A 15,324-nucleotide genomic window follows, 5' to 3' on the forward strand; every position below is an offset into this window, starting at 1 on the left:
GACTTTGCCCTGCCCATGCCGGGAATCGCCATGTGGTAATCTGCTTCTTTGTATTTTTTCTGCATCGGCCCCTTCTTTCTCCTCACCATGTCAACCGACTATCTAAAGCGCATACTCACCTCGAAAGTTTACGACGTTGCCGTCGAATCATCTCTGGAACTGGCCCCCCAGCTATCGGCACGAATTAATAACAAGGTGTTCCTCAAGCGTGAAGATACTCAGGCGGTTTTCAGTTTCAAGCTGCGCGGGGCCTACAACAAAATGGCCAATTTGAGCGCGGCCGAACTCAAGCATGGCGTTATTGCGGCATCGGCGGGGAATCATGCCCAGGGAGTGGCCTTGTCGGCCCGGCGCCTGGGCTGCCGCGCGGTCATTGTCATGCCCACCACCACTCCGCAAGTCAAAATCGATGCGGTACGTGGCTTCGGCGGCGAAGTGATCCTGATGGGCGACAGCTTTTCCGATGCGTACTTGTACGCCAAAGAGCTGGAAAAGAAAGAAAAACTGACCTTCGTGCATCCTTTTGACGACCCCGATGTCATCGCCGGACAGGGCACGGTGGGGATGGAAATCCTGCGCCAGCACTCCGGTCCGATCGACGCCATTTTCGTGGCCATAGGCGGTGGCGGCCTGATCTCGGGCGTGGCCGCGTATGTCAAACAATTGCGTCCCGAGATCAAGATCATAGGCGTGCAAACCACCGACTCCGACGCCATGATCCGCAGCATCAAGGCCGGGCGACGCATCGAGCTTACCGACGTGGGCCTGTTCTCCGACGGCACCGCGGTCAAATTGGTCGGCGCGGAAACCTTCAGGCTGACGCGCAAATACGTCGACGACTTCATCACCGTCGACACCGACGCCATTTGCGCCGGCATCAAGGATGTCTTCCAGGACACCCGCTGCGTCCTGGAGCCCGCCGGCGCCCTCGCGCTGGCCGGCGCAAAGCGCTACGCGGCCCAGAACAAATGGAAAAACAAAACCATAGTCGCCATTACCTGCGGCGCCAACATGAACTTCGACCGATTGCGCTTTGTGGCGGAACGGGCCGAAGTGGGCGAAGCGCGCGAAGCCATCTTTGCGGTCACTTTGCCAGAAAAGCACGGCAGCTTCCGCGGCCTGTGCGAAGCGGTTGGAAACCGCAGCGTCACCGAATTCAATTACCGCATTTCCAACTCTGAAAAAGCCCACGTATTCGTCGGCCTGCAGATCTCCTCCCTGCCGGAGGCCGATAAAATCGCGGCGAATTTCCGCAAGAAGGGCTTTCCTGCGCTGGACCTGACGCACGACGAAATGGCCAAGGCGCATTTGCGCTATATGGTGGGCGGACGCTCGGCCTTGAGCGAAAATGAAGTGCTGTATCGTTTTGAATTCCCGGAGCGTCCCGGGGCCCTGATGAAGTTTCTCAATGCCATGAACCCCGACTGGAACATCAGCCTGTTCCACTACCGCAACCAGGGCGACGACTACGGCCGGATTCTGGTCGGCATCCAGGTCCCACCCCGCGACAAAAAACACTTCAAGGATTTCCTGGAAACCCTGGGCTACCCGTACTGGAACGAGACCGACAACCCGGCGTATCAATTGTTCCTGTAGAAACTGCCCCTCAGGGCGCTGTTTCGGAAAAACTGCAGACGGTGTACAACGGCAGGCCGGTGGCCCTGACCGCTTGCGAGCCGCCCAACTCAGGCAGGTCGATAATGGCGGCGGCCTCAACCACATTGGCTCCCAGGCGCTGCAGCAATTTGGTGGCGGCCATCATGGTGCCGCCGGTGGCGACCAGGTCGTCGATCAGCAAAACCCGCTGCCCGGGCCGCACGGCATCGGTATGCATCTCGACGGTCGCGTTGCCGTACTCCAGCGTATATTCCTCGGCCACGGTGCGAAACGGCAGCTTGCCCTTTTTGCGCACCGGCACAAAGCCCAGATTCAGCTCGTACGCCAATACCGATCCCAGGATGAAACCCCTGGCATCGACACCCGCCACCAGATCCAGCCGCTGGCCTATATAGCGATACACAAACAAGTCGATCAGCACGCGAAACGAGCGCGGATCCTGCAGTACCGGCGTGATGTCGCGAAACATGACCCCCGGCCTGGGCCAATCGGGTACGCTGCGAATCGTGTTGCGAATGTAGTCGACGGGATCAGTACTCATGGGATTGGCCAGAAAGCGGAACGGAGGCAAGGCTCACTATACCTTGCCCGTGCGGGCAAAGCGTGCACGAACACATTTGTTACAAAACGCGTCACACCTTTGCCTCAGACCGGGCCCAGGACACCATCGCCCAAGCGCACTATCCGGTCGACGGTGCCGGGCGGGATCTCGGCATGCGTTGCCAGAATCACCGTCTTGCCTATGGCCACCCTGGCCAGATCGGCAAAGAAAGCCCGCTGGGCCCGCTCGTCCAGGCCGGCGGTCGGCTCGTCCAGCAACCACACCCGGGCCGACGTCAACAAGGTGCGCGCCAGGCATAAGCGTCGCACCTGTCCAACCGACAACCGGCAACCCGATTCGCCTACCCAGGTATCGAGGCCCATTTCCAGCGTCCTGACGAACTCGGCCAAGCCAGCGTGCTCCAGCGCTTGCCAGAGCTCAGCCTCGCTGGCGTCGGGCTTTCCGATAAGCATATTGCTGCGCAGCGTCCCAAGAAACACCGGCGAATTCTGCGACAGCAGGGTGATGCGACTATGCAATTCCGCCAGCCTGACCTGGCTTACCGGGACGCCCCCGTACTCGACCGCGCCCGCGTCCGGATCGACTATGCGCATCAACAGGGACAGCAGTGTCGATTTGCCGGATCCGCTTACCCCTACGATGGCAACGCGCTCCCCTTCGCGAACAAGCAAGTCCACACCCTCCAATACCTTGCGATCGCGCGCGCCAGGATAGGCATATCGCAGGCCGGACAGTTGGATCGCCCCATTCCGCGGCAGGGGTCGCGGATCATCCACCTCGGGCACCGCGGCCTGATCGCGCAGGATAGCCCGCACGCGGACGGCCGCGGCCGCGGCCGTCCCCAGCCGGGCCGCACCGCGCATCAACGGCCCCAACACTTCAAACAAGCCAAGCGCCCCAAGCAACAAGCCGGCCCAGACCGGGCCGCTCAGGATGTGGGCTTGAAACGCCACCAGCCCGAGCCATAAAAGCACCACTACGCAAAACCCGGCTACCAACTGCTGCATCAACTGCCCCGCCGAACCAATCGCCGACAGGCTGTCGCGCGCACTGGAAAGTTGTTGTACGGCCATTTGAAACCGCGCCGTCGCCTGGGGCTCCGCGGCAAAAACCGCCAAATCCACATGGCCGGCAATCGCATCGTGCATAAGCGTCCTGGCTTGAGCCGCGGCCTGTTGGGCGTAGGCCCCCGGAACCCTGGCCCAACGCGCCAGCAGGTAGGGGATCACGCAAACGCCAAGCAGCAAAGCGGCAAATACCAGCCAGCCCATTAACGGCACCAGCCCTCCCAAGACCAGGCTGAATGCCAATCCCAGGGTCAGCGCCGCAAGAACCGGTGCAATCACCAGCAGGAACAGCGTATCCAGTGCATCGATATCGCCCACCAGGCGAGCCACCAGATCCCCTTCTTGATAGCCGGCCAACTGGCCTGGGCTCAAACCCATGATCCGGCCAAACACGGTAGTGCGCATATCGGCCAGCAAACCCAGGGTGGCGGCATGTCCGACCACACGCTCCGCATAACGGGAGCCGATGCGTACAAAGGCAAAGCCGCGCACCAGGGCCGAAGGAGCAAACAGATTGAAGGCAATCGAGGCCCCCGCCAAAAAGGCTCCAGTCAGAAACCAGCCCGACACCGACAGCAAACCCATGCCTGCGGCCAGCGTCAGCATCGCCAGCGACAGCGCCCCCAACAGGGCGCGCCAACGCTGCGCGAACCAGGGCCACAGCAGCACCAGGGCTTTCATGCCGACACCTGATGTTCATGTATCCGCAAAATACGCCCCAAACGATCCGCCACACAAGGATCGTGCGTAGCCACCAGCAATGTGCGATCGGCCGCAAATTCCAGAAGCGAATCCATGAGCCGGTCGCGGCTGGCCGCATCCAGATGCGCAGTCGGTTCATCGAGCAGAATCAAGTCGGGGGAAGTCAAGAACAGGCGGGCCAGCGCCAATCGATGCAATTGCCCGCCCGACAGACCGTAACCCTGGGCGCCGAGTACGGTTTGCAGCCCTTGCGGCAAAGCCATGACAAATTCTTTCGCACAAGCCGATTCCAGAGCCTGGAACAAAGCCTGCTCGGAAGCATCCGTCCTGGCCAATCTGAGATTGTCGGCAATTGAGCCCGGCAGGAAAAACGGCCGCTGGGCAATCAGCACTGCGCGGCGCCGCAATTCGACATTTGGCCATTGATGCAAAGGCCGGCCAAAGAGCCGGATTTCGCCGGAGCCAATCTCCCGCAAATTCGCCAAAACCTCGAGCAGGCTGGTTTTGCCCGCCCCGCTTGCTCCCATGAGAGCCACTTTCTCACCCTTGCCCAGGGCAAAGCTCGCTTCGTTCAGTATCGTCGTGCGGCCCGATGCGCGAATCGTCACGCACCGCACCGATACCGCCTGAGCCGTCTCCCGATCGACAAAAGGCGCGGCGTCGGGCGCACAAGAGTTTGGAGCCGCCCCGGGAAACAACAGCTCGCGCTTGTCCCCCAGACTCACTTCAGGCAGAACGTCAAACGCCGCGGCGATATGCCCGACCGCGGCACGGGCTGCCGCGCGATCATGATAATTCGCCGCAAACTGCCGCAAGGGGTTATAGACCTCGGGGGCAAGAAGCAGGCAAAACAAGCCCAGAGGCAGTGTCAAGGCGCTGGAACGCAGGTCCAGGTAGCCCAGATAGCTCAAGCCTACGTAAAGAGCCACGGCAGCCACGCCCAGGGCCGCGAAAAATTCCAGTACGGCCGACGACAGGAAAGCGATACGCAGCACCGCCATGGTTTTCCTGCTCAGGCTCTCGCTGGCCAGGCGCACCGTTTCAATTTCAGCCTGGGCGCGGCCAAAAAGCTTGAGGGTAAAAGCACCGCGCAGGCGATCAGCGAAAAATCCGGATAAACGCGCCAGGGCCAATTGATGCTTGCGGCTTGCCGCCTCGGCGCCCCAACCCACCAGCGCCATGAAAACGGGAATGAGCGGCGCGGTCAACAGCAGAATAAGCGCCGCAATCCAGTCCACCGGCAACAGCACAATGCCAAACGCCAACGGCAAGAACAGGGCGGCAATCGCCGACGGCACGTAGCGGATAAAAAAGCCATCGAGTATTTCAACCTGCTCGATCACGGTGCTGGCCAGCTCTCCGGAAATTCCTTGCCGGGTCCATTGAGGGCCGCGCGCCAGCATTTGCTCGAAAAGTGCCAGCCTGAGCCGGGTCTTGATTTTTTCAGCGCCTCGGCTGGCCGCCCGCTCGCCCGACCAGACAATGACGGCCCGCAACACGATGAGAAGCACAATCGAATAAATCATGGATGATGCCGCGGCCAGCGGCAGCCCCCCGCCTATGGTCAGTCCAAGCACCTGGGCCAGCCACCACGTCTGAACCAGCAAAAGCAGGCCCGCGACGATCGGAGCCAGAAATGCCCACCCCATGTATAGGGGGATCAGCCGTATCAGCGACGACAACCAGCGCGACTGATGGCGGGTCAGCCGGGACGACGACAGGCCAGGGCCATTTTCAGAACCCGGCATGGCGTTCCGCGACTCGGCACTCAAGCCTGATGATCTGTAAATGCGCCAAGGTTGCGGGGATTATGCGATTCGCCTTCGCGCAATTCGAACCACATTGCATTCAGAATCGAAAACGCGCAGGCCAGTCCCAGTCCCAGGATCCACGAAAAATACCACATACAGACACCCTATACGATTCAAAGTTAGTAGGCATGCGGGGCATCGCCGACAGATGCCGACGTGACCTTGCCGCGCATGACCCGGTATACCCAAGCGGTATACAGGCAGACAATCGGCAGTAAAACAGCAGTTGCCAGCAGCATGACCCACAGGGTCAGACGGCTGGAGGACGCGTCCCAGATGGTCAGGCTTGCATGAGGGTCGAGCGAGGAAGGCAGCAAAAACGGAAATATCGAAAACCCGAAGGTCAGCACAATTCCGGCCACACTCAGGGCTGAGGACAGGAACGCCGCCGCCGCGATTCTGAGTTGCAGCGCCAGGATCACCAGAACGGCACCGCCCAGACCAAGGATGGGCGCTATCCACATCGCCGGCCACAAGGCGTAATTGTGAAACCACGCACTGGGCATGGCGACCACCGACTTGGCCAAGGGATTGGACAGCTGATTGGGGTCGATGGCGCTGGTAATCGAAAAACCGACCAGGCCATGCGCCGCCCACCAACCACCCAACGCAAACAGCACCAGAGACGCCAGCGCAAACAGGCTGCCGGCAGTTCGAGCCCGCGCGGCCAATGCGCCATCGGTTTTCCAGAACAACAGCGCCGAGCCGTGCATGGCCAGCATGCACACGCTCAATAGGCCGCACAGCAAGGGAAACGGCGTGAACAGATCAAAAAATCCGCCTTGGTAGAGGGGGCGCATGGAGTCGGCATCGAAGCCGAACGGTACGCCGATCATTACATTTCCCACCGCCACCCCGAACACCAGCGAGGCAATCAATCCCGAACCGCACAACACAGCATCCCAGGCGCGGCGCCACCGCCGCGAGGGCATTTTGCTGCGATATTTGAATCCGACCGGACGCAGGATCAGCGCAATCAGCAAAAGCATCATGGCCGGATAGAACCCCGAGAAGGCCGACGCATACAACAGGGGCCATGCCGCGAAAACCGCTCCTCCCCCGGTAATCAGCCAAACCTGATTACCCTCCCAGACCGGACCGGCAACGTTGATCACGACACGGCGTTCGATATCCTGCCTGGCGACCAGAGGCAGGACCGTTGCCATGCCCAGATCGAATCCGTCCATGACGGCGAAGGCGACCAGCAGCGTGCCCAGCAGCGCCCACCAGATCACTCGCAAAGTCGAATAGTCGAAAGGAATAAGCTGTTCCATGAAATTTGCTCCTATTCGGTTGCCGGCAGCGCCGGCGCCAGGGCTGCCGCCAGCGAGGCTTGTCGCGCGCCAGTCCCGTCGCTGGGTCCGGCCTTGATGGCATGCAGCATGACCTTGGCGCCAACAATCGCCAGAATGGTGTAGAGCACCAGAAATATGCCCAGGCTGAGCGCCAGATCGCCCACCGTCAGCCCCGATGCCGCATAGTAGGTGGGCAGCACGCCTTCAATCACCCAGGGCTGGCGGCCGAACTCGGCCACAAACCAGCCGCACTCGATGGCGATCCACGGCAAAGGCAGAGTCCATACGGCAAATTTCAGGAAGCGCGGATATTTTTGCAGCCGCCCGGTGGATGCCAGCAGGAACGCCACGGCGAAAAACAGAATGAAATACAGACCCAGGCCCACCATGATCCTGAAAGTCCAGTACAAAGGAGCCACCTGGGGAACCGTATCCTTGGCCGCCCGGGCAATATCCGCGGGGGTGGCCTTGCTGATATCGGCGCTATAGCGCTTGAGCAGCAAACCATAGCCCAGGTCGCGCCAGTTGTCGTCGAACAGCTTGCGCGCCGCGGCATCGTGCGGGCTTGCCCGAACCTTTTGCAGCGCGTCGTAGGCCACGATGCCGTTTTTTACCCGCACTTCGGCACGCTTGACCAGATCGTCAATTCCCAACAGGGGTGTGGTCAAGGACCGAGTGCCGATAATACCCATCAGATATGGAATTTCGACCGCAAAACGATTTGTTTCCGTGGCTTGGTCGGGAATGGCAAACAAATTGAAACTGGCCGGTGCCGGCTCGGTTTGCCACATCGCTTCAATGGCGGCAATCTTCATTTTCTGATGCTCGGTCGTCAGGTAGCCGCTTTCATCGCCCAGGACCACCACCGACAGGGCCGAGGCCAGGCCGAAACTGGCCGCCACCACCATGGAACGCTTGGCCATCTCGAAATGGCGACCGCGCAACATATACCAGGCGCTCACGCCCATCACAAAAACGGAGCCCATGACATAGCCCGCGCTGACCGTATGAACAAACTTGGCCTGCGCCACCGGGTTAAAGATGACCTCTGCGAAATCGGTCATTTCCATGCGCATGGTCAGGGGGTTGAAGATGGCACCCACCGGGTTCTGCATCCAGCCATTGGCGATCAGGATCCATAGAGCGGACAGGTTCGTCCCCAGAGCGACCAGCCAGGTGACTGCCAGGTGACCCGTCTTGGACAGACGGTCCCAGCCGAAGAAAAACAAGCCCACAAACGTGGCTTCGAGAAAAAACGCCATCAGGCCTTCGATCGCCAGCGGAGCGCCGAAAATATCTCCTACATAGTGGCTGTAATAGGCCCAGTTCATGCCGAACTGGAACTCCATCACAATGCCGGTCGCCACGCCCAGCGCAAAATTGATGCCGAACAAGGTACCCCAGAACAGCGTCATGCGACGCCAGATGTCGCGCCCGGTCATCACATAGATGCTTTCCATGATGGCCAGCAGAAATGACAGCCCCAAGGTCAGAGGCACAAACAGAAAGTGATACATCACCGTCGCGGCGAATTGGATTCGCGACAGAGTGACCACGTCGAAATCAGGCATGGCAATGCTCCCCAGTGATTTATTTGCTGCGCAACTTTCCGGCAAACCCTAAAACTTTCTGTACTTTGCTGCCGAGCCGCATCAGGCTTTCGAGAGTTTCGGGCGGCAAGCGCTGAACTTCATCGAACCAGGCAGTGCTGAGCTCGATGAGCTCGAGCATTTCAGTAATGCGCTGCTGGCCATAAGCCTCGTCGGCATCGGCGGGCTTTTCAAGCAGGGATCCCCGCAACAAAGTCAGCGTAGGATCGATTTCACGCTTGCGTTTTTCTTCAACCAGCACACGGAAAATTTCCCAGACATCCTTGAGCGATTCGAAATAATCGCGCCGATCGCCAATCTGATGCACCATGCGCACCAGACGCCAGGACTGCAGTTCGTGAATGCCCACGCTGACATTGGAGCGCGAGAAGCCCAGCGTTTCGGCAATCTCGTCGGCATTCATCGGCCTGGGAGACAAAAACACCAGGGCATATATCTGCCCTACGGTGCGGTTGACTCCCCAGCGGCTACCCATCTCGCCAAAGTGCAATACAAATCGTTCGGCCTGCGGACCTAGTATCATGATTTCTTTTCTTTCAGTAATTACCGAAATAACTGTAAAGACAGAATATAGCCAAAAAATGCCAGGGACACAAGCGGCAAAACCGGCGGGGCCCGGCATGTTCCGCAACCCGACTGAAACACAGCGAAACGGACTCGGACGCACAAATCGCAGAACTTGCCCGACTGCGTTTAAAATCCAGCCATGAAATCCACACCGGCTCCCGTCTCATCCGACATTATTGCTTCGGCGCACCGCACGCTAGGCATCGAAATCGCAGCGCTGCAAGCGCTGGATGCACGCATAGACGACTCGTTTACCCGCGCGGTCTCCATGATGCTTGGCTGCCAGGGCCGCGTGGTGGTAACCGGCATAGGGAAATCGGGCCATATCGCCAAGAAAATTGCCGCTACCCTGGCATCCACCGGCACACCGGCCTTTTTCATGCATGCCGCCGAAGCCATACACGGCGACCTGGGCATGCTGACCGCCCAGGATATCGTGCTGGCCCTGTCCTACTCGGGCACCGCCCAAGAGCTGCTGACCATCCTGTCGGTGACCAAACGCATGGGCATCCAGCTCATCGCCATCACCGGCAACCCGCAATCCGAGCTTGCCCGGAACTCCGACCTGCACCTGGATGTGCATGTGCAACAAGAAGCATGCCCTTTGAATCTGGCGCCCACAGCCAGCACAACCGCTTCCATGGCATTGGGAGACGCCATTGCCGTGGCCTGCCTCGAGGCCCGGGGCTTCACCGCCGAAGATTTTGCCCGGTCGCACCCGGGCGGCGCGCTGGGCCGACGCCTGCTGACACTGGTGCGCGATGTCATGCGCCAGGGCAGCGCCCTGCCCATCGTACACACCGGCACAGCCGTAACCGATGCGCTCCAGGAAATGTCCAGCAAAGGCATGGGCATGACCATCGTCATCGACAAGGACAATCGCCCGATAGGCATCTTTACCGACGGCGACCTGCGCCGGCTGATTACCCGCCACGGCGATATACGCCCCCTGACGGTGGCCGACGGCATGAGCCCGCACCCAAAAAGCGTTCCGCCCACCGCGCTGGCGGTCGAAGCCGCAACACTGATGGATTCGGGGCGCCTCAACCAGATACTCGTGGTCGACAATACCGGGCTATTATTAGGGGCTCTGCACATGCACGACCTCCTTGCCGCGAAAGTCATCTGATCATGAAATCTCCCACTGTCCCTCACCCCGCCGAGGCTCTGGTTCTGGCCAAAATCGCGCCGGCCGTCATAGAACGCGCCAACCGGATCCGGATCATGGCTTTCGACGTCGACGGCGTCCTGACCGACGGGCGCCTGTGGTACGGCGAGCATGGCGAAGCCTTCAAGAGCTTCAACGTCCTGGACGGGCACGGGCTTTCGCTGCTGCGTGAAAGCGGCATCACCATCGCCCTCATCACCGGGCGCCAGGGTCCGATCCTGGCGCGCCGGGCAGCCGAACTGGGTATCTCGATCGTGCTGCAGGGCGTACGCGACAAAGCCACGGCCCTGGTCGCACTGGCCCAGCAGCACGGCTGCACTCTGGAACAAGTCGGTTTCATGGGCGACGACATCATCGACCTTGCCGCCATGCAGCGTGCAGGCCTGGCCATCAGCGTGCCCAATGCCCCGATTTACGTGGCGCAGGCCGCCCATTGGGTCACTGCGACGGCCGGTGGCTTTGGGGCGGTGCGCGAATGCTGCGACGTCATCCTGGCCGCCCAAGGGCGCCTGCGCACATTCTTTGCCTCCCGCCCCTTCACAACGAGCGGGCCCACGCAATAAATTCAATGAAAGACCGCATTCCCACCTTCATCGCATTCGCTCTGCTCATCGCTCTGGTTTTTGGAACCTGGTGGGCGGCCGACTATGCCCAGCGCTCCATCCCGGTCGACCCGCCCCGGCGCCTGACCCACGAACCCGACTCCTGGGCCGATCAATTCGTCATGGTGCGTACCGACGCCGCCGGAACCCCCATCAACCGGCTCGAAGGGGTATACATGCAACACTACCCCGACGACAATTCGTACAAAGTCACCACCGCGCGAGCCATAGGCCAGCAACCCGGTTCGCCGGTCACCATAGGCACATCCAAAGTGGCTGTCATGGATCAGGATGGCGCACGGATTATCATGCAGGGCGACGCGCACCTGCACCGCCTTGCCGATAAAGATCATGCCGCTCTTGACGTCACCAGCCAGCAACTGACCTTGCTTCCAGACAAAGACGTCGCTTTTACCGACCTGCCCGCCCTGGTGGTCAACGGCAACTCGACCATGAACGGCAAAGGGATGCGTTACGATAACAAAACCCGAACCCTGCAGGTGTACTCGGCTACCGACGTCAAGATATCGGGCCAGGACACTCAAAATCAACGAAACTCCAAACCCTCGCGCAAAACGAAACCATGAATCCACGACGCCCCCTTTTACTCTCGGCATGGCTAGTCGCGTCAATAGTGCTGTCCGGTCTTGCGGGCAATGCAGCGTACGCCGCGTCCGCGGCCCAGCCGGCCGCGGGCAATACCGCACCCTCCAAGGCTGAACCAGGCAATGCCAAGGCGCCTGCCAAAACCGGCAAGAAGCCGGCAGAAGAACCCGACACCCTGGTCCTGTCCGACACCTTGAACTACAACGACCTCAAAAAGGAAAGCGTCTTTACCGGCAACGTCGTCATGACCCGTGGCCTCATGACGCTGCGTTCCGATACGCTCTCCATGCATGAAGACGCCAACGGCTTTCAATACGGCACGGCCACCGTCGGCCCCAACAAACTGGTTTTCGTACGCCAGGAAAACCCCGCCAAATACGAAGTCATCGAAGCCAAGGGCCTGCGCGCCGAATACAACGGCAAAACCGACGACTTCGAAATGATAGGCAAAGCCGTTGTCACTCGCTTTGTATGCGGCAAGCCTTTTGACACCATCAGCGGCGAACGCGTCAAGTACAACCAGAAAACCGACATCTACGAGGCCTATGGCGGCCCCAATTCGGCAGCGGCAGGCGGCCGCGTGCGCTCCGTGGCCCAGCCCGGCGCCAAAATCGATGCGGCGGTTGCCGAATGCAGCAAAAAATCGGCCAAGGGCTGAAAACGCCCCGCCCATTTCTATAAGCAAACAATAATTTATGTCATCTTCCCCACCGGCCGGCCACGCTTCGGCACCGCAGCTTCCTCATCGCAGCCTGCGTGCCACAGGCTTGCGAAAAACCTACGGCAAACGCACCGTCGTGCACGATGTGTCCCTGGCCGTCGACAGCGGCGAAGTCGTGGGCCTGCTGGGCCCCAATGGCGCCGGCAAAACAACCAGCTTCTACATGATTGTCGGAATTATTCCAACGGATGCCGGGCGCATCGAAATCGACGGCACATCGATCACCGGCTTGCCCATGCACAAGCGCGCGCGTATGGGTTTGTCGTACCTGCCGCAAGACGCCTCGGTGTTCCGGCGCCTGACGGTCGAAGAAAACATACGCGCCGTACTCGAGCTTCAGGTCGAAGAAGACGGGCGACCCATCTCCTCGGCCACCATCGGTGAAAACCTGGAATCCCTGATCGACGAATTGCAAATCGGACACATACGCCGCAATACGGCCATTTCCTTATCGGGCGGAGAACGGCGCCGTGTCGAAATCGCGCGCGCGCTGGCCACGCACCCCCGCTTCATTTTGCTTGATGAACCTTTTGCCGGTGTAGACCCTATTGCCGTCATCGAAATCCAGCGCATCGTGCATTTCCTGAAAAGCCGCAACATCGGCGTATTGATCACCGACCATAACGTACGCGAAACCCTGGGCATTTGCGACCGGGCCTACATCATCAGCGAAGGCAAGGTCCTGACCAACGGGCATCCCAGCGAAATCATCGACAACGAAGCCGTACGCAAAGTGTATCTGGGCAAGAATTTCAAGATGTAATTGTTATTACGCACTGTCCGGGGCCGCCACAAGGGCCGCCCCTGCGCAACCGTGCCGGCCGGGGATTCGTGCCGGCCCTGGCCCACTTGATTTAGTTTGCATAATCTATAAACTGAAGTCATTGCCATTTCATTACAAGGAGAGCAATTTATTTCAAAAACGCGCGTCGTCGCGCATCCGTGTTTTTTTATAGGAGAGCACAGTATGAACCTGAGCATTAGCGGTCGTCACCTCGAAGTAACCCCCGCCATCCATGAGTACGTCATGAATAAAATGGCCCGAGTTTCTCGACACTTTGATAGCGTCATCGACACCCAGGTCATGCTCTCGGTAGAGCCCCTGAAGCACACCGCCGAAGTCACCATGCGACTACGCGGCAAAGATATCCATTGCGAAGCAAACGACGAGAATCTGTACGCAGCTATCGACCTTCTGGCCGACAAAATCGACCGTCAGGTCATAAAATACAAAAGTAAAATCCAGAATCACGCACACGAACCCGTCAAACGACAAGAAGCCCCCGTCGAATAAACCCAAACAGACCATGCACGCTGGCCCCACACCAGGGCAAGCAGGCCGGGCTTGACCTTGCAAACTTGCCATGGCTCCAATCGCTGTTTCGGTTGAGTCATGGCGTTGCAAACACTTGTACCTAAAAAGCACGATCCAGGGTTGATCGCCCGTGGATTTTCGTTCTTTTTTATATGGTTTTCGATAAGCCCATATAATGGGTCACATGAACCTACTGTCACGTATCCTGCCACCGCAAAACGTTGTGCTCGACCTGGCCGTTACCAGCAAAAAAAGGGCTTTTGAGCAAGCAGGTCTGCTTTTTGAAAACCACCACGGCATTGCGCGGACCTCGGTGTTTCACAGCCTGATCGCGCGCGAACGCCTGGGTTCGACCGCGCTGGGCCATCATATTGCTGTGCCACACGGCCGGATCAAAGGCCTCAAGGAGCCCTGTGCCGCCTTTATCCGGCTCGCCAGCCCGGTACGTTTCGATGCCAGCGACGGCCGGCTCGCAAACCTGCTGTTTTTTCTGCTGGTGCCTGAAACCGCGACCCAACTGCACCTGGACTTGCTGGCCGAAATAGCCAAACTGGTCTCCAGCCCGGCATTGCGCCAATCGCTGGCAACCGAAACCGACGTCTCTGTGATTCACACCCTGCTCACCACCGACTCGCCAGTCTAAAAAACACCGCCATGCTCACCATCCAAGAACTCGTTAGTGACAATGCCGACAAGATCTCCTTTACCTGGGTGGCCGGACTGGGGGCCGCGCATCGCCTGATCCCCGACGTCGGCATGTCCGGGGCCGACCTGGTGGGCCACTTGAACCTGATTCACCCCTCCCGCATACAGGTTTTCGGCAAGGAAGAGCTGTCTTATTACACCCGTTTCGACACCAAGCGGCGTATCCATCATCTCGAAGATCTGGTCGTGGGCGGCGTGCCCGCCATTCTTATCGCCGAAAGCATGCCGGTTCCCGAAGATTTGCGCGAATTCTGCAATTTGCAGCAAATCCCCTTGCTGAGCACCTCCATCGATGCGGCCCAACTGATCGACCTGTTGCGAATTTATCTGGGCAAGCGGCTGGCGCCCAAAACCACCGTGCATGGTGTATTCATGGATGTACTGGGCGTGGGTGTGCTGATTACCGGCGAGTCTGGCCTGGGGAAAAGCGAACTGGCTCTCGAACTGATATCGCGCGGCCACGGCCTGGTCGCCGACGATGCCGTCGAGCTGTCGCGCACCGCCCCGAACATGATAGAAGGCATGTGTCCCTCGCTCCTGCAGAATCTGCTCGAAGTACGGGGTCTGGGCCTGCTCGATATCCGCACCATTTTCGGCGAAACCTCGGTACGCCGGAAAATGAAACTGAAGCTCGTGGTGCAATTGGTGCGCTCGACGGCCGATGCTTTCGAGCGCCTGCCCATGCAGGACCTTACGCAAGACATACTGGGCGTGCCCATACGGCGTGTCATGCTGCAGGTTGCCGCAGGCCGCAATCTGGCGGTACTGGTCGAAGCAGCCGTGCGCAACACGATTCTCGCCCTGCGCGGCATCGATACCATGGGTGAGTTCATCGAACGGCAAGCTCTGGCCATTATGGAGAACAGCCGCAAAGAGTAAGCCTCAAGCCGGGCCCTCTTAACACGGCCCGTCCGAGTCATTTAGAATAAGGCAAGCGGGTTGCCGCCCGTCCACCAGCCGTTTTTAGTGGAACCTT

General features: G+C 59.4%; 16 protein-coding genes. 9 read left to right on the plus strand and 7 right to left on the minus strand.

Annotated features, from left to right (window positions below; all coding sequences use genetic code 11):
* The first annotated feature begins 87 nt into the window (after positions 1-87).
* Positions 88-1,596: a threonine ammonia-lyase, biosynthetic gene (gene ilvA, locus LSG25_RS12280; RefSeq protein WP_232741215.1), complete on the plus strand. Its 1,509-nt coding sequence runs from the start codon at positions 88-90 to the stop codon at positions 1,594-1,596.
* 10 nt (positions 1,597-1,606) lie between these two features.
* Here the strand turns inward: ilvA and LSG25_RS12285 are convergent, their stop codons facing one another.
* The 7 genes from LSG25_RS12285 to LSG25_RS12315 form a co-directional block, all read right to left on the minus strand.
* Positions 1,607-2,158, minus strand: a complete 552-nt coding sequence (locus LSG25_RS12285) for an adenine phosphoribosyltransferase (protein WP_232741216.1) — start codon at positions 2,156-2,158, stop codon at positions 1,607-1,609.
* Positions 2,159-2,262: 104 nt separating this feature from the next.
* Positions 2,263-3,927, minus strand: coding sequence for a thiol reductant ABC exporter subunit CydC (gene cydC / locus LSG25_RS12290; RefSeq protein ID WP_232741217.1), 1,665 nt, complete (start codon positions 3,925-3,927; stop codon positions 2,263-2,265).
* Positions 3,924-5,696: a thiol reductant ABC exporter subunit CydD gene (gene cydD, locus LSG25_RS12295; RefSeq protein WP_232741218.1), complete on the minus strand. Its 1,773-nt coding sequence runs from the start codon at positions 5,694-5,696 to the stop codon at positions 3,924-3,926. The genes cydC and cydD overlap by 4 nt, the downstream gene beginning before the upstream one ends.
* 20 nt (positions 5,697-5,716) lie before the next feature.
* Positions 5,717-5,854: a cytochrome bd-I oxidase subunit CydX gene (gene cydX / locus LSG25_RS12300; RefSeq protein WP_232741219.1), complete on the minus strand. Its 138-nt coding sequence runs from the start codon at positions 5,852-5,854 to the stop codon at positions 5,717-5,719.
* Positions 5,855-5,878: 24 nt separating this feature from the next.
* A complete protein-coding gene (gene cydB, locus LSG25_RS12305; protein WP_232741220.1) occupies positions 5,879-7,033 on the minus strand; it encodes a cytochrome d ubiquinol oxidase subunit II in 1,155 nt (384 codons plus the stop codon).
* An 11-nt stretch (positions 7,034-7,044) separates the two neighbouring features.
* A complete protein-coding gene (locus LSG25_RS12310; RefSeq protein WP_232741221.1) occupies positions 7,045-8,625 on the minus strand; it encodes a cytochrome ubiquinol oxidase subunit I in 1,581 nt (526 codons plus the stop codon).
* A 19-nt stretch (positions 8,626-8,644) separates the two neighbouring features.
* On the minus strand, positions 8,645-9,187 hold the full coding sequence (locus tag LSG25_RS12315) for a GbsR/MarR family transcriptional regulator (RefSeq protein ID WP_232741222.1): 543 nt from the start codon (positions 9,185-9,187) through the stop codon (positions 8,645-8,647).
* Between the two features lie 183 nt (positions 9,188-9,370).
* Between LSG25_RS12315 and LSG25_RS12320 the strand changes: the two genes are divergently transcribed.
* The 8 genes from LSG25_RS12320 to hprK all read left to right on the plus strand — a co-directional run bounded on the left by LSG25_RS12320 (position 9,371) and on the right by hprK (position 15,227).
* On the plus strand, positions 9,371-10,360 hold the full coding sequence (locus LSG25_RS12320) for an SIS domain-containing protein (protein ID WP_232741223.1): 990 nt from the start codon (positions 9,371-9,373) through the stop codon (positions 10,358-10,360).
* Positions 10,357-10,962, plus strand: coding sequence for an HAD family hydrolase (locus tag LSG25_RS12325; protein ID WP_232744673.1), 606 nt, complete (start codon positions 10,357-10,359; stop codon positions 10,960-10,962). Before LSG25_RS12320 ends, LSG25_RS12325 begins: the two co-directional genes overlap by 4 nt.
* Before the next feature lie 5 nt (positions 10,963-10,967).
* Entirely contained in the window at positions 10,968-11,588 is a 621-nt protein-coding gene (gene lptC, locus LSG25_RS12330) for an LPS export ABC transporter periplasmic protein LptC (protein ID WP_232741224.1), read from the plus strand.
* Positions 11,585-12,265, plus strand: coding sequence for a lipopolysaccharide transport periplasmic protein LptA (lptA, locus tag LSG25_RS12335; RefSeq protein WP_232741225.1), 681 nt, complete (start codon positions 11,585-11,587; stop codon positions 12,263-12,265). The genes lptC and lptA overlap by 4 nt, the downstream gene beginning before the upstream one ends.
* A 37-nt stretch (positions 12,266-12,302) precedes the next feature.
* Positions 12,303-13,091, plus strand: coding sequence for an LPS export ABC transporter ATP-binding protein (gene lptB / locus LSG25_RS12340; RefSeq protein WP_232741226.1), 789 nt, complete (start codon positions 12,303-12,305; stop codon positions 13,089-13,091).
* A 204-nt stretch (positions 13,092-13,295) separates the two neighbouring features.
* Complete coding sequence (gene hpf, locus LSG25_RS12345) at positions 13,296-13,622, plus strand: ribosome hibernation-promoting factor, HPF/YfiA family (protein ID WP_232741227.1); 327 nt, start codon at positions 13,296-13,298, stop codon at positions 13,620-13,622.
* 205 nt (positions 13,623-13,827) lie between these two features.
* Positions 13,828-14,286: a PTS sugar transporter subunit IIA gene (locus LSG25_RS12350; RefSeq protein ID WP_232741228.1), complete on the plus strand. Its 459-nt coding sequence runs from the start codon at positions 13,828-13,830 to the stop codon at positions 14,284-14,286.
* A gap of 11 nt (positions 14,287-14,297) precedes the next feature.
* Positions 14,298-15,227 carry an HPr(Ser) kinase/phosphatase gene (gene hprK / locus LSG25_RS12355; RefSeq protein WP_232741229.1) on the plus strand — a complete coding sequence of 310 codons (930 nt, stop codon included), beginning with the start codon at positions 14,298-14,300 and terminating at the stop codon, positions 15,225-15,227.
* Positions 15,228-15,324 lie beyond the last annotated feature (97 nt).

The sequence above is a fragment of the Paralcaligenes sp. KSB-10 genome, from assembly GCF_021266465.1.
Lineage (GTDB): Bacteria > Pseudomonadota > Gammaproteobacteria > Burkholderiales > Burkholderiaceae_B.